The sequence below is a fragment of the Archangium violaceum genome (assembly GCF_016887565.1).
GTDB classification, from domain to species: domain Bacteria; phylum Myxococcota; class Myxococcia; order Myxococcales; family Myxococcaceae; genus Archangium; species Archangium violaceum_B.
In genome coordinates this window covers 10,527,394-10,543,198 of record NZ_CP069396.1, presented here as the reverse complement: position 1 = coordinate 10,543,198, position 15,805 = coordinate 10,527,394, and the positions used below count along the sequence as shown (strand labels likewise).

The window sequence follows — 15,805 nt, the reverse complement described above, 5'->3', positions numbered from 1 at the left end:
CCCATGTGCCAGGGAGGCGTGGTGCGACGGTGTACGGCCGAGGCTCAGGGAGCCCAGGGGGATACGAGGTTCCAGCTCGCGTCCTCGCTGAAGCTCAGGGCCTTGTCCCAACCGGTGGACGCCCCGCCCCCCGCGAGCCAGGCCTGGGAGTCGGAGTGGCGCAGGTAGCGGCCCGGGAAGTTGTAGGACTCGAACGAGGTGCCCGTGCCGAAGAGCGCCGGCTGCGCGCAGAACGTGGCGTCCTGATCGAAGAGCGCCGTGCCATCACGCGCGTCCAGGCGGACGCGATCCGAGGCGTGGCGCAGGTAGCGGCCGGGGAAGTTGCGCGCCTCGAGCGAGTAGCAGCTCGCGTCAGCCAGGCCGGCGACGATCTTGAAGGTCGCGTCCTGCTTGAGCGTGGAGTCGCTCGCGCCGTCCACCACCTCGGTGTAGCCCAGGCTGTTCTGGTGGCGCAGGTAGCGGTTGGTGAAGCCCGGCGTCACCACCTGGAGCGAACGGTAGGTGTTCACCGGCAGGTCCATGCCGTTCCTCCACCTCGGCGTCACCACGGCCCACGTCGCGTCCTGGCGGTCTCCCTGGGTGTTCGCGATGGCCTCCACCCAGAGCTCGCCGTTGCGGTGGCGCAGGTAGGAGCCGGACAGGTTCCTGGCCTCCAGCGACACGTTCTGGGAGCCGTCGAGCGCCGCTCGCGCGCAGAAGGTGGCGTCCTGATCGAAGAGCGCCGTGCCATTGCGCGCGTCCAGGCGGACGCGGTTGCTCTGGTGGCGCAGGTAGCTGCCGGGGAAGTTGCGCGCCTCGAAGGAGTAGCAGCTCGCGTCGGCCAGGCCGGGGATGATCTTGAAGGTCGCGTCCTGCTTGAGCGTGGTGCTGCTCGCGCCGTCCACCACCTCGGTGTAGCCCAGGCTGCCAGCGTGGCGCATGTAACGGTTGGTGAAGTTCGGCGTCACCACCTGGAAGGAGCGGTACCTGTTGATGGGCAGCAACCCCGCCTGGAGGGCCTTCCTCAGGTTGGGCAGGGGCCCGATCTTCCGGGAGTCCGAGGCCTGTGGCGTGCCGGTGTTGGCCAGCAGCGAGCGCACGGCGCGCGGGTCCAGGGCGCCCTGGCCCCGGGCCCGCACCGCGCCCTGGATGCTGAGGGCCGAGCCGGCGACGACGGGCGAGGCGCTGGAGGTGCCGCTGAAGGTGGAGGTGTAGTACTGGTCCTCGCCGTACGCCGAGCCGAAGCGGTCGCCGTAGCCCATCGTCACGACGTTCTCGCCCCAGCCGTGCACGTCCACGCGCGAGCCGAAGTTCGTCCAGCACGTGGGGGCGCGCGTCGTGGCGCCGCTGGCGCCCACCAGGATGGCGCCCGAGTCACGCACGCTCCGGTTGAAGGCATTGCCGTACGCGCCCTCGTCCAGGTTGGCGCTGCCGTTGCCGGCCGCTTCCACCACCGTCACGCCGTTGGCCGTGGCCGTGGAGATGGCGTCGAACTCGCCCTGCCAGTACTCCATGGCGATGTAGTTGCACTGGCCCTGGTTGCAGGTGCAGGGCGTGCTGTCCGCGGGCCCCTGCGCATGCAGCTCGACGAGGATGACGCCGCCGCGGCCCACGGCCGACGCCGCGCTGGTGATGGCGCTGGCGGCCGATTGATTGCCGATGCCCGACACACCCGTCGTCGCCCCGTACGCGATGCCTCTCACGCCGTAGGCGTTGCCCACGCCGACGGCCGTGCCCAGCACCGCGGTGCCGTGGTTGCGCCAGCCGATGTCATTGATCTGCGTGCCGAGCTGGGTGAACAGGCCGGGCATGTCCTCGTGGGAGGTGCGCCAGCCACCCTCGATGTCGACGAAGCGCACGCCGGAGCCGTCGCCTCCCGGCACCGTCCAGGCATAGCGCGCGTCCACGCCCGTGGGGGCCGCGTTGAGGTAGCCCTGGTCGGCCTCGTACAGCGGGGTGGTGGGCGAGATGTCCACGGCGGCGAGCAGGCCACGCAGGGCCTCGTCCATGCCGAAGTTCACCATGGCGGGCTCGGCGGGCGGCTGGACATAGGCCACCTCCACGCTGTCCAGGGCGTTGAGCTCGGCCACCAGGTCCGCCACGTCCTCCGCGGTGGTGCGCGGCAGCAGGGGCACCTCGTAATAGAGGTTGAGGTCGGCCAGCTGGCGCCCGCTCTGGGCCTCGCCGAATTCCTTGCGCAGCTCCAGCGAGAGCTCCGCTTCCGTGAAGAGGCGGCGGGGAGCGCCGAGGCGGGGCGCGCGCTCGAGCAGCGCCTGGACGGACCGCACGTCACGGCTCAGGCGGGCCTCGGAGAGGCCACGGTTCGCGAGCAGGGAACGCTCCACCTCGGAGCGCTCGGCGGCGAGGGAGACGAGGGCCTCTCCGCGCAGACGGACGCGGCTGCCCTCGTGGAACTTCACCACCAGGCGCTCCACGGGCGTTCCGGCGGGCAGCTCTCGCTGGGCCCGCTTGTCGGCGGCGAGGCGGGGCTCCAGGGAGCGGGCTTGGGCGGAGGCGGCGGGAGCCAGGGTCCACAGGGACAGGCCCACCAGCGCACCCGTGAGACGGGAGGCACGTGAGGAGGACTTCATGGGTTTCTCGAGAGGGCGGGGGGAACGGCCACGGGCCCACCCTCCGCGAGGGAGAGTGGGCCCCACTGCGTCTGCTTCCGACGGGGACTAGCAGCCGAGGTTGCTGCCAGCGCTCACGCCGAGCATGTTGGTGAAGCGCAGGTAGTTGTCGATGCGGCTCTGCACCTGGGCGGGGTTGCGGCCGTTGCACTCCAGCGCGCCGTTGATGGTGCGGATCGTCTCGCCGAAGCCAGCGTTGTTGACCATGGCGTTGTGCGCCGTCATGGAGCCCGCGCCCGTCTGCGTGTTCCAGAACCAGAGACCCGAGCGCCAGGAGGCGGTCGCATCCCGCGAGAGGATGTCCGGGTCATTCATGAGGTTCAGCCCGAGCGCGTTGCCGGCGGCGCAGTAGTTGCCGTTCCACGACAGCTGGATGGGACCACGGCCGTAGTACATCTTGCCCGGCGCGCAGCCGCAGCCCGGAGGGCCCCAGCTGGTGTCGCACATCACGCTCTTGTTGATCTCCTCGATGTAGACGAGGTTGCCGGTCTCGTGCGCGACGTTGGCGAGGAAGGCCGCCACCTCACGCTTGCGGGTGTCGGTGTCGCCCGTGGTGGCGAACGAGGGGAAGGTCGCCGCCGCCGCCACCAGGGAGCTGTAGCTGTAGAACGGGTTGCGGCCCGGGAACATGCTGTTGAACGTGGACTCGCTGAGGATCGCGCCCAGTCCGTTGCCAGGCGTGGTGCCGTCCACCTTGTCGAAGGTGTAGAGCTGGTTGGCGGTGCCGGTGTACGGGTACTGGACGTACTCCGTGCCGTTGTTCGCCGAGCCCCAGTACAGGTCCATGACCATGTCCGTGTGGCGCACATGGATGCTGAACTGGTTGTTGCCCCGGGCCACGAACTTGAACTGCTGGTTGTTCCCGCCGACGTACGTCCACTGGTGGAACAGGGCGTTCTGCGCGGTGCTCACGTCCTTGACGTCGATCGCCTTGTTGCTGTTGACGTTGATGATCTTCCAGTAACCATCCGACGTCGGGGAGATGTGGAACTTCTGCGCGTTGGTGCCGTTACAGTCCCACTGCTGCACCTTGGCTCCGTCCGCGGTGCTGGACGAGGAGATGTCGACACACTTGTTGGTCATGGCCGAGCGGATGACATAGTCACCCTCCGTGATGCTCGACACGATGGCCGCGCTCCGCAGCTGGGCGGTCTCCTCGGCGCTCTCCAGCTCGTTGGCGGCGCATCCACCCAGTCCACCCACGACGCCCAACAGCGACAAACAACGGTACACGCTCATACGGGACATGTTGCTCTCCTCGGGATCGGCCCCATGAAACGGAATTGGCGGCGACTTCTTGCCTTCTAGAGCGCCGATCCCCGTTTTTCGGGTCATCACCTGGTTTCCCGAGGAGGGCGGGTCCTGTCCGCGTGCGGATGACTACATCCGCCGACGCGCTCCCACCGCTGGGAGCGGCGGGAATCAAGCGGACATCGGGGTACAGAGCTCCACCAGCACTCCGTCGAGGTCCCGCACGTAGGCCACCGTCTGCCCCCAGGGCTTTTGCTTGGGGGGTTGGGCGGCCTGGGCGCCAGCCTTCACCGCGCGCTCGAAGGCGGCCTCGACATCCGGCGTGACGAGCGCCACCTCCACCGCGGCCGCGTCCTCCTTCGGCCGGTGGAAGCGCACGGTGAGTCCGTTCTGCTTCGCCATGCCTTCCGAGGCGAACGCCAGCGCCGTGACGCCGGTCTCCAGCTCCGCGTACTGGCCACTCTCATGGAGGAAGCGGCGTTGCAGGCCGAAGGCCTTCTCGTAGAAGGCGACGGTGGCGGGCACGTCCGGGACGTAGAGGATGACGTAACCGAGCTTCATGAGGGCGCACTCCCGTGGAAAAGGGGGCGGCAGTGTACGGTCGTGTTCTCCGGTTCCACCAGCACTCGTTCGTCAGAAGCTCGCGCCGATTCGTAGGAGATTGAGGTTGAGATCGTAGACCCACTTGCTCTCGCGACGGCCCTGGGGCCAGTCGAGGAAGGAGGTGAAGATGCTCGAGCTGGAGGCCGGGACGTTCCAGCCCCTCCCCACGCTGCCGCCCAGCACGAACGCCAGGAAGAGGTGCTCGCTCCTCACGCGGTAGCCCACGTCGAGCCCCAGCGAGAGCTGGCTTCCCGTCTCCATCCACGGACTGTCGCCGCCGGAGACACCCTTGTCCCGGGACACGAGCCCCATCACCTTCGGCTGGATGAAGAAGCTGCCCCGCGAGGAATGGGGAGACAGGCTCCATGCGCTCCCCACCGCCAGGGCGAGTGCGCGCGTGCTGCAGGGGCCCTCGCAGTCCTGGCGGCTCAGGAAGGGGGTGACCTCGAACACCAGCTCCTGCGTGGGACTCAGGGGGACGTTCATCCCCACGGGCAGCGTGAGGTACGAGGTGCCTGGGCCCACCAGCGGCCCCGCGAGCCCGAACGCGAGCGTGCCCACGGGTTGGACCCAGACGGACACCGAGGGCTCCCCGGGCTGGGCCCACGCCGTTGCCGTGAGGAGGCATACCGCCAGGCTACAGGTCTTCTTCATTCCACGACTCCCGTGCACTTCGAGTGTGCCGGGCCATCAGCAAACGCTGGACCAGTCCACTCCCGCGACGCGAGCCCCTGTGCGGAAGCGTCTTGTCCGACGCCCCCGTCATGTTCCGTGGAAAATTCGAGACCCTGACAGCCGTGTCTCGGGTCCCCGACGACTAGTTGTAGTAGTCCGTGTAGCTCACGCCGATGCGCAGGCCGGTGACAGGCACTTCCTTCGCTTCGACGAGGACGTAGTAGCGGCCCGTCTTGCCCCAGCCCATCAGGCACGAGGCGTCATTCCCGTAATTCTCATTCCTGCAGTCATGGGAATAGGGAGTGGGCGCCTGTTCGTACTTCACGTACAGGTTCGCGTTGCCGGTGCCGCCGGAGGTGAAGAACTGGACGTCACTCTTTCCCCACGGCATGTCGATTTCGTACCGGCGCTGCTCGCCCGCGGACATGGAGACGTCGACGTAGGGCTGTCCGCGAACGAGGACGGACGCGGTATAGGGGCGATCCAGGGTGGCCAGGAGCTGAACCCCGCTGCTCGCGGAGGTGCCGTAGAGCTTGATGTAATACGTTCCAGCGCTCGGGTAATACAACGTGCACGTCTCGCTGTTGCTGTAGCCCGTCGACCTGCAATCGTACGTGTCCGCCCTGGGCCAGTCGCTTCTGCGGACGTAGAGGTCGGCGTTCCCCGTGCCCCCTGAAGTCGTGAACGTCACGCTGTTCACGCCGGAAGGAACCGTGAGCAGGTACCCGCACGAGAACAGTCCCTGCGGCGCGTTGATGTTCGAATACGTGCGCCCCACGTCCATGATGGTGGTGCTGGTGCAGGACACTCCGTAGGTACCCGTCAGGCTCGCGCCGGTGTAGTCGCCGTATCCGTAGAGCCGGACGTAATACGTACCGGCCTGGGGCGACGCGATGAGGCATTGGTCCTCATTGGTCGTACTCAGCGAATGGCAGTCGTACGAGGTCGCGTCCGGCGTGAGGCCATAACGGACGTACAGATCCGCGTCACCCGTCCCGCCTGACGTCTTGAACGCAAGCCCCGCCGCACCGCTCGGGACGGTCAATTTGTAGATGCAGGACCAGCTGCCCACCGTACCTGACAGGTTCGTCTTCGCCACGTCCTTGGTGAGCGAATACGTGGTGGTGCAATCTCCCGCGAGCGGTTGCCGGAGCGCCGCGAGGTCGGGCTTCGGCGCGAGCTCCGGGACCTCCGCCCCCGAGAGAGCATCCGGCCCACATGCCGCCGCCAGCGCGAAACACGCGGCGTACATCATCTTCTTGGAAATTGAATTCACAGACAGACCCCTTGGGTTGTGCGTAACCGACCAGCAGTTCAAATCAAACTCAGTTGCTACTCTAACGAGGGCTCTGACACTCCAGGTGCAACGCTGGCGGACTTTCTGTCCATGGCGGGCACCCTTTTTCTCTGGTCGTGCGTGCAGCGCCAGGCCCACGTTGTTAAGGTGCTCGCCCGATTTCCCCGCCCCCCGTTTCAGGTGACACCCCCCCATGAGCACCCAGCCCCAGCTCGCCGTCTTCTACGAGCACCCCGAGTGGTTCAAGCCCCTGTTCGCCACGCTCGAGCGGCGCGGCATCCCCTACGTGCCGCTGCGCCTCGACGAGCACTTCTTCGACCTGAATGACCGCACGCCGCCCGCGCCGGTCATCTTCAGCCGCGTGGCGATGAGCTCCTTCCTGCGCCAGGACGAGCACGGCATCTTCTACGCCCAGTCCCTCTACTCCCACTGGGAGCAGTGCGGCGCCCGCATCATCAACGGCAACCCGACCCTCGCGGTGGACACGTCCAAGGCCCGCCAGCTGTCGCTCATCAACTCGCTGGGCTACGCGACCCCGGCCACGCGCGTGGTGCATCGCCGGGCCGATCTGCCCCGCGCCGCCCAGGGCCTGCGCTTCCCCATCGTGGTCAAGGTCAACATCGGCGGCTCGGGCGCCGGCGTCGTTCGCTATGACAGCATGGAGCAGCTCGTCCAGGCCGTCGCCGACGGCACCACGCCCACCAGCATCGACAGCGTCACGCTCGTCCAGGAGTACATCCCCACCCGCGGCAGCCGCATCGTGCGCGCGGAGACCCTGGCCGGACGCTTCCTCTACGCCATCTCCTTGACCACCGACGGCGGCTCCTTCGACCTGTGCCCCGCGGACGCGTGCATGGTGGGCAAACCCAAGATCACCATCGAGCAGACCACGCTGGACGCCGACACCATCCGCGCCGTGGAGACCATTTCACGCGCGGCGAACATGGAGCTGTGCGGCATCGAGTACATGATCGACGACCGCGACGGCACGCGCCGCTTCTACGACATCAACGGGCTGTCCAACTTCGTGGCCAAACCCCTCGAGGTGCTGGGGTGGGAGCCGCACGAGAAGCTGGCGGACTACCTCCTCGAGGTCCTGGCCGCCCGGCGGCGCGGGGAGGCGGCATGAGGTACGGCTTCTGGGCCCCCGTCTTCGGCGGCTGGCTGCGCAACGTGCGCGACGAGAAGATGGAGGCGAGCTGGGAGTACATGAGCCGGCTGTGCCGCCGGGCCGAGGAGATCGGCTACGACCTGACGCTCATCGCCGAGCTCAACCTCAATGACATCAAGGGCGTGCGCGAGCCGGCCATGGACGCCTGGTCCACCGCCGCGGCGCTCGCCGCCGTCACGCACAAGCTCGAGCTGATGGTCGCGGTGCGCCCCAACTTCCACCACCCCGCCCTGTTCGCCAAGCAGGCCGCCAACATCGACCGCATCGCCGGAGGCCGGCTGGCGCTCAACGTGGTGTCCTCCTGGTGGGCGGACGAGGCCAATCAATACGGCCTGCAGTTCGACCAGCACGATGACCGCTATGCGCGGACCACCGAGTGGCTGCGGGTGGTGGACGGACTGTGGTCCCAGACCCCGTTCAGCTTCGAGGGGCAGCGCTACCAGCTCAAGGATGCCATCTGCGAGCCCAAGCCCCTGGCCTCGCCCCGTCCCACCCTCTACGCGGGCGGTGAGTCCGAGGCCGCCAAGCAGATGATCGCCCGCCAGTGTGACGCCTACGTCATGCACGGCGACGAGCCGGAGGTCATCTCCTCGAAGATCGCCGACATGCGCGCGCGCCGCGAGCGGGAGGGTCTGCCCCCCATGCGCTATGGCATGGCCGCCTACGCCATCGTGCGCGACAGCCAGGCGGAGGCCGACGCCGAGGTCGAGCGCATCACCACGTTGGATCCCCAGGCCCCGGGCTTCGCCAACTTCGATCAGTGGCTGTCCGGCACGCAGCTGGAGCGGGAGCTGAAGATCAAGGAGTACTCGGTGTCCAACCGGGGCCTGCGGCCGGGGCTGGTGGGCACGCCCGCGCGCGTGCGCGAGCGCATCGCCGAGTTCGAGGCCGCCGGGGTGGATTTGTTGCTGCTCCAGATGAGTCCCCAGCTCGAGGAGATGGAGCGCTTCGCCTCCGCCGTCATTACGCCCAGGCGCGGCACGGCCTGAGCGGATGCGGCGGCTTGCGTGGGGGCCGCCGCTCCGCTACGCACGGAGGAATGCACCCACGCAACACTCCCCTGGATACCGACGTTCTCGACACGCTCTTCCTCGAGGCGCGCACTCACAACGGTTGGGCGGCGCGCCCCGTGGAGGAGCCGCTGTTGCGCCAGCTGTGGACGCTGGCCCGGATGCCGCCCACCTCGGCCAACTCCAACCCCGCGCGCCTGGTCTTCGTGAAGAGCCCCGAGGCCAAGGAGCGGCTCAAGCCCGCCCTGTCCGCCGGCAACGTGGAGAAGACGATGACCGCCCCGGTGACGGTCATCGTCGCCTACGACACCCGCTTCCACGAGCAGCTGCCCCGGCTCTTCCCCGCCAGGGACATGAAGGCGGTGTTCGACAAGCTGCCGCCCGAGGCTCGCGAGAGGCAGGCGCTCCTGAACGGCTCGCTCCAGGGGGCCTACCTCATCCTCGCCGCCCGCGCGCTCGGACTGGACTGCGGTCCCATGGCGGGCTTCGACAACGCCAAGGTGGACGCGGCCTTCCTCGCGGGCACCTCCTGGAAGAGCAACTTCCTGCTCAACCTCGGCTACGGAGACCCGGCAAGATTGCACCCGCGTGGTCCCCGGCTGGACTTCGAGGAGGCGTGCCGCCTCGAATAACGCTGTCATGAATGACATCGCGGTCATGGATGACTTCAAACCGGTAAGCGGGCTGCGCTGACTTTTCTGGCGTTGGGCATCATGGCCTCAGAAATTTCGCGGTCACTTGTGGCCGCGAGCCGCTCATGTGGCCGGGCACATGGCTTGCTTAAGGTATGGCCATGAGAAGCCATATCGATGCCGGAAAATTCCAGGTCCTGGGCTCGAATCTGCAGATCGTCATCGATGGATTCGGGTCGTTCACCCTCATCGCCAACAGCATCCTCGTCGAGGAGGGCCTGGGCATCGATGATGGCAGCGGGACGGTAAAGTTCGACGCGGGCAGATGGTACCCGCTCGAGCGTTGGCTCAATGTCCTGAATCGGATTGAGAAGGAGTTCGGCAACTTCCTTCTCTATCAGTCGGGGATGACGACTCCGAAGAACGCGGTCTTTCCGCCGACGGTGACGGACATTCACAGTGCCTTGAAATGCATCGAGATCGCCTATCACATGAATCACGCCGTGGAGGGGGAGGCCATGTTCAATCCCGTCACGGGTGAAATCCGCGAGGGCATCGGGCACTACGGCTACGCGCATGTTCCGGGGAAGAATCTGATCACCCTCGAGAGCACCACGCCGTATCCGTGTGACTTCGACCAGGGCATCATCATCGCGATGGCGCAGCGGTTCCAGCCCACGGCCCTGCTCACCCATGATTCCTCCGGGCCCTGCCGCAAGAACGGCAGTGAGCGCTGCGCCTATCACGTCACCTGGACGGAGGCCGCCGACGCGGCGGGCAAGCCCCGTTCCTCAGCGGCCTCCGCGTCCGCTCCCCGCGCTCCCTCGGGGCTCTGAGGGTTCGAGACGAATAAGCATCATCCTTTCCAGGTAAAACGCGTATTCTCCTTCAGATGGTCTTTGTCGTGAATCCTCGCCATCGAGGAGGAGAATCTCCATGCGCCGCACCAGATCGGATGAGTCGTTCCCCGTGAGCCCCCCCCGCCGGATACGTCTGAGGGGGTTCGTGGCCATGAGCCTGCTCGCGGTCAGCGCCGGTTGTGCTGGCGGCCCGGAGCTGGAGCAGGACGAGGCCACTGGCGCCCAGGAGGCGGCGCTCGCGGCGACGCGGTTGACGGTCTCCCTGCGGACCTGGTCGGGCCATTACCTCGTCGCGGATCAGGGCGGTGGCGCCGACTTGATGGCGTACAGCACGCAGGCCCAGGAGTGGGAGACGTTCACGCTCACGGACGTCAACGGCGGCTCGCTCGTCAGCGGAGACGTGGTGACGCTGCAGTCGAGCAGCGGCCAGTGGGGCTCGGCGACCAACGGCGGCGGCGGCAACATCCGGTTCACGGCGACGACGCCCCTGGCCTGGGAAGAGCTCAGCATCGTGAAGCTGAGCGGCACCGGCGACATCGTCAACGGCGACAAGATCGCGCTGAAGACGACGGTCAGCGGCCAGTTCGTCTCCGCGGTCAACGCTGGCGGCAGCACCGTCGTTGCCTCCGCCGCCGCGGCGAAGGAGTGGGAGACGCTCACGCTGGGCATCTCCGGTGGCGGGACCGGCTCCCGGGGCAGCATCCTCTTCGTCGGCAACAGCTTCACCCACGGCCACGAGGAGCCGGTCTACTCGTACAACAAGGGCGCGATCACCGATGCCAACGGAGCAGGGCAGGGCGGTGTGCCGGGCATCTTCAAGAAGCTGACCGTCCAGGCCGGGTTGGCCTACGACGTCACCATCGAGACGGTCAGCGGCGAGACCCTCGGCGGGCACTACGCCACGAAGGCGGCGATCATCGGCCGCGCCTGGGACACCGTCGTCCTGCAGGAGAACAGCACGGTTCCCCTGCCCACCGCCCGGGGGGGCAATCCCACGGCCTTCTTCACCGGTGCCGGCAACCTGCGGAACCTCGTGTTGACGGGCAACCCGGCGGCCAGGGTGTTCCTGTACGAGACCTGGGCTTCGCCCACGTCGGTCACGAACCAGGGGTACACGGCCGGCACCGCGGGCCTGCAAGCGATGCAGAGCGACCTGCGCAACGCGTACTTCAAGGCCCATTACGACCTGGGCTTCACGGGCGTGGCCCGGGTGGGGGACGGGTTCCTGCGCGCGATCGACCAGGGTCTGGCGGATCCGGATCCCTCCAATGGAACCTCCCCGGGAACCTTCAACCTCTGGAGCGCCTCGGACAGCCGCCATGCGAGCAAATACGGCAGCTACCTCTCCGCGGCGGTGCTGTTCACGAAGATCACCGGGGCCGACCCGCGCGGCCTGTCCACCGGCTCGGGCAGCGCGGCGGCCGACCTGGGCATTGGCGCCACCGATGCCTCCAACCTGCACCGCATCGCCTACGAGTTCTCCACTCTGCCCGACCCGGGCGCGTCCTCCGCGCCCAGGCCCGCCACGGGGGCGAGCTTCACGGGCTCGGTGACGGCTGGCACCCCGGCGAACCTCACCGGCATCGCGCAGTTGAGCTCCCTCACCACCTCCGAGGGCACCTTCACGAACCTCGTCGGCGCGACGGCCAGTGGCATCACGGGGACCAACACGCCCAACTCGCGTGGCTCCACGCCCGCGACCGCCAATGCGGCCGCTTCGGGCCTCACCGTCCAGGACGGCGCGAACAACCTGGGCACGGGCAACTTCCAGCTCGGCACGGCCTTCACCGCGAAGACCCGCTTCTTCATCGTCGAGAGCGCCCTCGCCTCCGGCACCATCGGCGACGACACCGTCGTCACGCTGATCGACGCGTCGAACAATCAGGTCGGCTCGTTCTCGCTCTCCCTGCTCGCGAGCCAGTTCACCGCCTCGGCCGCGGGCAACACGTCCAACGCGCTGGCGACGATCAACTACACGAGCGGTGTCTCGAGCGTCACCGGCAGCCCCGCGGGCACGATTCAGTCGAAGCTGGGGGCCGTCACGTTTTCGCTGGCGGATCTGGGCGTCACCAGCCCCACGAGCGTCAGCACCGCCACCGGCATCCGCCTCGTCAGCTCCACGCTCGATCCGAACGTGGTCGGCCTCTACACAGTGCCCTGAGCTGGACTCGCGGGATGCCGGGCCCCGCGCGGATCTCGTCTACAGTGGGCATGAGGAGGCCGCATGCCCACCACCGACATTCCCACGCTGGAGCTCGACCTGAACGATCCGGACTTCATCCGAGATCCGTACCCGGTCCTCGCGCGCCTGCGCGAGACCACGCCCGTCTTCCTCGAGCCCCGCTGGAACAAGGTGTTCTTCACCCGCTACGACGACATCAGCGCCCTGTTGCGCGACCGCCGCCTCGGGCGCAGCATCACGCACGTCCTGTCCCGCGATGAGCTCGGCTGGCCTCCACCCGACCCGAGGCAGGCGGCGTTCGATCACTTCCAGGACAACCATCCGCTCGACGCGGAGCCTCCCAAACACACCCGCCTGCGCGCCCTCGTCATGCAAGCGTTCACGCCCAGGCGTGTGGAAGCCTTGCGTGGACGTGTGACCCGCATCGTGGAGCAACAGGTGCTGGGTCTCGTCGGGCGCGGTCCCTTCGATCTGGTCACGGACTACGCCGAACCCCTGCCCGTGACGGTCATCGCGGAGCTCCTCGGCGTCCCCGAACCGGACCGCAAGTGGCTGCGCCCCTGGAGCGCGGCGATCGTGAAGCTCTACGAGCTCGGGTACTCGGAGGAACAGCAGCGCGCCGCCAACGACGCCGTCCTCGAGTTCAGCGCCTGCCTCCGGCGGCTCCTCTCCGAGCGCCGCGTCACGCCCCGGGACGATCTCATCAGCGCCCTCGCCCAAGCGGAGGAACGCGGAGACCGCCTCACCGAGGACGAGCTCATCGGCACGTGCATCCTGCTCCTCAACGCGGGGCACGAGGCCAGCGTGAACGGCACGACCGCCGCCGTCCGCAACCTCCTCCTGCACAGGGAACACTGGGAGCGCCTCGTTCGCGACGCCCGCGAACACCCCGAGCGTCCCTCGCCCCTCTTCGAGCGCGCCGTGGAGGAGCTCCTCCGCTACGACACGCCCCTTCCCATGTTCGAACGCTGGGTGCTCGAGGATGTTCAGCACGGCGACATCCTCCTGAAGCGCGGCACCGAGGTCGCCCTGCTGTATGCCTCCGGGAACCGCGACCCGCGCAAGTTCCACGCGCCGGATGCCATCGACCTCGACCGCACCGAGGGCCCGCACCTCACGTTTGGCCTTGGCATCCATTACTGCCTCGGCGCGCCCCTGGCCCGCCTCGAGATGCAGATCGCCCTCCACGCCCTCGCCCGGCACACTCCCGGCCTCGGCCTCACCCAACCCCATACCCCGCACTACGGCCGCGGATTCGTCATCCGCGGCCTCCAACAGCTCCACGTCACCGCGAGCGGGTGACTCCCGCTCAGAACTTCACGTGCAGCGTCTCCAGGTGGTGACCGATGGGGGGCGTGGGGCGCCAGTCGGGCGTCTGGTACGCGGGCCGGATGTTCGGGAAGCGGCGCAGCAGGACGCGGAAGCACTCGTCCGCCTCCATGCGCGCCAGGGCCGCGCCCAGGCAGTAGAAGGCTCCCATGCCAAAGGCCATGTGCCGGTTCGGCTTGCGGGTGATGTCGAAGCGGTCCGGATCCGGGAACACCTCGGGGTCCCGGTTGCCCGCGCTCAGCGCCAGGAAGATGTGCTGTCCCGGGGGCAACGCGCGGCCAGCCAGCTCCACCGGCTCGGTGTTCACCCGGGTGATGGCTCCGGCGGGACCGTCGCAGCGCAGCATCTCCTCCACCGCCGAGGGCATCAGCTCCGGCTTCGCCTTGAGCTGCTCGAACTGCTCGGGGTTCTCGAAGAGCAGCACCAGCCCGTTGGCGATGAGGTTGGCCGTCGTCTCGTGGCCCGCGAAGAGCAGCAGCACGCAGTTGGTGACGATCTCCTCCTCGCTGTGGATGGCGCCTTCCTTCTCGGCGGCCACGAGGATGCTGATGAGATCCTGCCGGGGCTCGCGGCGGCGCTCGGCGATGATGGGCCGCATGTAGTCCTGCATCTCCAGGACGCTGCGCTGGCAGCGGCGCAGCTGGTGGATGTCCGAGGAGGGCGTGAAGATGGCCGTGATGTCGCGCGACCAGAGCTGGAGCTGCTCGCGATCACGCGTGGGCACGCCCAGCATCTCCGCGATGACGTTGGCGGGGAGGGGATAGGCCAGGTCCTTCACCACGTCCATGCCACCCCGGTCCTTCACGAGCTCGAGCAGCTCCTCGGTGAACTCGCGCACGCGCGGGCGCAGCCCGTCCACGGTGGTGGGCGTGAAGTAGCGCTTGAGCAGGAGTTGGAAGCGCAGGTGGTCCTTCTCGTTGGTGTGGCCCATCCACAGCTCGATGGACTTGCGCATCGGGAGCAGCTCCTCCTGCTCCGCGGGCGTCAGGCGGCCCATCCAGCCCGCCATGTTGGAGGGAGCGAAACGGCGATCCTTCAGCACCGCGAGGATGTCCGCATGGCGCGTCAGCAGCCACGAGTGCATCTGGGGAATCCAAGCCAACGGATTCTCGGCGCGGATGCGATGCATCAGCGGCGTCTGATTCATCAGCACCTCCGGCGCGAAGAGATCGTAGGAGGGCAGGGGCGAGCTCGTGGGGGCGGTCATGGGGGGGAGTTCTCCTCGAACCCGGGCAGGCGCATCCCGCCCGGCTCCCACGCTTTTTAGTTGAACGGCCCTCCTGGCTCACCCCCTTCGCTGTTTCCCGCTTTTCGAGATTCTGGTGCGTTCACTCGCGGTAGAGGTGGCGCCGGAGGAAGCCGAGCGCCCGGCGCCAGACATCGTCCCAATCCTCCTGCCGCATCATGTGGTCCGACTCCGGATACTCGAAGTGCTCGACGTGCGAGCCCAACCCGGGATGCCACTCCCAGAGCGTCCGTGCGAAGTCGCGGGCCCAATGCGGCGGTACGACGCTGTCGCGGCCCGCGTTGAGCAGGAGCAGCGGGTGGCGCGCGCAGTCCCACGGGCGGTGGACCGGCGCGTGGTGCATCAGCTCGCGAATCTCATCGGTGATGGGCCCCTCCCGAGGAGTCCAATCCGGCGAGCCCAGGATGGACACGGTCGCTTGCACCCGCGAGTCATTGGCCGCCACGGTCAGCGCCGTGTACGCGCCGAACGAGATGCCGGCGAGCCCGATGGGCCAGTGGCCTTCGGACGCCACGTGGTCGATGACCCGTGAGACATCATGGGCCGCCTCGAGGATGGCGTGAAGCAGGCGGGCATGGGACTCGGGCGGGCCGAGCCACGACATCTCATCGAGCCATGCATCGCGCCGGGCACCGTGGTGCGGGGCGTCCACGCCGATGGCGCTCAGGCCCCAGGTGGCGAGCGCGTTCAGCTCCCAGCGCTGGGCATCCGCGTTCGCACCAAGTCCGTGCAGGACGAGGACGGCCGGGCCGGGCCGGGGCTCGTAGTGCATCTTGAGTACGGGGATGCGTCCATCCACGAAGAAGCGGAACTCATCGGGCATGGCGGGAGTCTACAGGGAGGGGCAGGTCCGAGCACCGGGCCGATGACGGGCACTCGGTCAACGAGCGGATATCCGGCCCCCGGTGCCATCTGGTGATGTCCCTGGCCGTGGCCGTAT

At 67.8% G+C, this 15,805-nt stretch carries 13 protein-coding genes; 6 read left to right on the top strand and 7 right to left on the bottom strand.

All coding sequences use genetic code 11. The features are described from left to right. Positions 1 to 44: 44 nt before the first annotated feature. From JRI60_RS53860 to JRI60_RS41900, 5 genes are all read right to left on the bottom strand, one after another. Positions 45 to 2,570: an AbfB domain-containing protein gene (locus tag JRI60_RS53860; protein WP_239470045.1), complete on the bottom strand. Its 2,526-nt coding sequence runs from the start codon at positions 2,568 to 2,570 to the stop codon at positions 45 to 47. 87 nt (positions 2,571 to 2,657) lie between these two features. Next, the gene (locus JRI60_RS41915) at positions 2,658 to 3,857 is read right to left on the bottom strand and encodes an RICIN domain-containing protein (protein ID WP_204221668.1); all 1,200 of its coding nucleotides are present in this window, start codon (positions 3,855 to 3,857) and stop codon (positions 2,658 to 2,660) included. Between the two features lie 174 nt (positions 3,858 to 4,031). Further along, the gene (locus JRI60_RS41910) at positions 4,032 to 4,421 is read right to left on the bottom strand and encodes a VOC family protein (protein WP_204221667.1); all 390 of its coding nucleotides are present in this window, start codon (positions 4,419 to 4,421) and stop codon (positions 4,032 to 4,034) included. A gap of 72 nt (positions 4,422 to 4,493) precedes the next feature. Then, positions 4,494 to 5,117 (bottom strand): hypothetical protein, encoded by a 624-nt coding sequence (locus JRI60_RS41905; protein ID WP_204221666.1) that lies wholly within the window; start codon positions 5,115 to 5,117, stop codon positions 4,494 to 4,496. 163 nt (positions 5,118 to 5,280) lie between these two features. After that, the gene (locus JRI60_RS41900) at positions 5,281 to 6,414 is read right to left on the bottom strand and encodes a PPC domain-containing protein (RefSeq protein ID WP_204221665.1); all 1,134 of its coding nucleotides are present in this window, start codon (positions 6,412 to 6,414) and stop codon (positions 5,281 to 5,283) included. 214 nt (positions 6,415 to 6,628) lie between these two features. On the opposite strand from JRI60_RS41900, the gene JRI60_RS41895 reads away from it, so the two are divergent. The 6 genes from JRI60_RS41895 (at position 6,629) to JRI60_RS41870 (ending at position 13,592) form a co-directional block, all read left to right on the top strand. Then, complete coding sequence (locus JRI60_RS41895) at positions 6,629 to 7,564, top strand: ATP-grasp domain-containing protein (RefSeq protein WP_204221664.1); 936 nt, start codon at positions 6,629 to 6,631, stop codon at positions 7,562 to 7,564. Next, complete coding sequence (locus JRI60_RS41890) at positions 7,561 to 8,595, top strand: LLM class flavin-dependent oxidoreductase (protein ID WP_204221663.1); 1,035 nt, start codon at positions 7,561 to 7,563, stop codon at positions 8,593 to 8,595. Before JRI60_RS41895 ends, JRI60_RS41890 begins: the two co-directional genes overlap by 4 nt. A 50-nt stretch (positions 8,596 to 8,645) precedes the next feature. After that, entirely contained in the window at positions 8,646 to 9,248 is a 603-nt protein-coding gene (locus JRI60_RS41885) for a malonic semialdehyde reductase (protein WP_204221662.1), read from the top strand. A 161-nt stretch (positions 9,249 to 9,409) separates the two neighbouring features. Then, positions 9,410 to 10,084 carry a hypothetical protein gene (locus tag JRI60_RS41880; RefSeq protein ID WP_204221661.1) on the top strand — a complete coding sequence of 225 codons (675 nt, stop codon included), beginning with the start codon at positions 9,410 to 9,412 and terminating at the stop codon, positions 10,082 to 10,084. Between the two features lie 175 nt (positions 10,085 to 10,259). Next, positions 10,260 to 12,269: a cell division protein FtsK gene (locus tag JRI60_RS41875; RefSeq protein ID WP_239470044.1), complete on the top strand. Its 2,010-nt coding sequence runs from the start codon at positions 10,260 to 10,262 to the stop codon at positions 12,267 to 12,269. A gap of 63 nt (positions 12,270 to 12,332) precedes the next feature. Next, a complete protein-coding gene (locus JRI60_RS41870) occupies positions 12,333 to 13,592 on the top strand; it encodes a cytochrome P450 (protein ID WP_204221660.1) in 1,260 nt (419 codons plus the stop codon). Positions 13,593 to 13,599: 7 nt separating this feature from the next. Here the strand turns inward: JRI60_RS41870 and JRI60_RS41865 are convergent, their stop codons facing one another. Together JRI60_RS41865 and JRI60_RS41860 are read right to left on the bottom strand one after the other, a co-directional pair. After that, on the bottom strand, positions 13,600 to 14,826 hold the full coding sequence (locus JRI60_RS41865) for a cytochrome P450 (RefSeq protein ID WP_204221659.1): 1,227 nt from the start codon (positions 14,824 to 14,826) through the stop codon (positions 13,600 to 13,602). Between the two features lie 121 nt (positions 14,827 to 14,947). Then, entirely contained in the window at positions 14,948 to 15,688 is a 741-nt protein-coding gene (locus JRI60_RS41860) for an alpha/beta hydrolase family protein (RefSeq protein WP_204221658.1), read from the bottom strand. Positions 15,689 to 15,805: the final 117 nt, after the last annotated feature.

Coding starts and splice junctions, on each gene's coding strand:
- JRI60_RS41880 (WP_204221661.1), top strand. CDS start 9,410: ATGAGAAGCCATATCGATGCCGGAAAATTCCAGGTCCTGGGCTCGAAT.
- JRI60_RS41875 (WP_239470044.1), top strand. CDS start 10,260: ATGAGCCTGCTCGCGGTCAGCGCCGGTTGTGCTGGCGGCCCGGAGCTG.
- JRI60_RS41890 (WP_204221663.1), top strand. CDS start 7,561: ATGAGGTACGGCTTCTGGGCCCCCGTCTTCGGCGGCTGGCTGCGCAAC.
- JRI60_RS41860 (WP_204221658.1), bottom strand. CDS start 15,688: ATGCCCGATGAGTTCCGCTTCTTCGTGGATGGACGCATCCCCGTACTC.
- JRI60_RS41895 (WP_204221664.1), top strand. CDS start 6,629: ATGAGCACCCAGCCCCAGCTCGCCGTCTTCTACGAGCACCCCGAGTGG.
- JRI60_RS41865 (WP_204221659.1), bottom strand. CDS start 14,826: ATGACCGCCCCCACGAGCTCGCCCCTGCCCTCCTACGATCTCTTCGCG.
- JRI60_RS41915 (WP_204221668.1), bottom strand. CDS start 3,857: ATGTCCCGTATGAGCGTGTACCGTTGTTTGTCGCTGTTGGGCGTCGTG.
- JRI60_RS41885 (WP_204221662.1), top strand. CDS start 8,646: ATGCACCCACGCAACACTCCCCTGGATACCGACGTTCTCGACACGCTC.
- JRI60_RS41905 (WP_204221666.1), bottom strand. CDS start 5,117: ATGAAGAAGACCTGTAGCCTGGCGGTATGCCTCCTCACGGCAACGGCG.
- JRI60_RS53860 (WP_239470045.1), bottom strand. CDS start 2,570: ATGAAGTCCTCCTCACGTGCCTCCCGTCTCACGGGTGCGCTGGTGGGC.
- JRI60_RS41870 (WP_204221660.1), top strand. CDS start 12,333: ATGCCCACCACCGACATTCCCACGCTGGAGCTCGACCTGAACGATCCG.
- JRI60_RS41910 (WP_204221667.1), bottom strand. CDS start 4,421: ATGAAGCTCGGTTACGTCATCCTCTACGTCCCGGACGTGCCCGCCACC.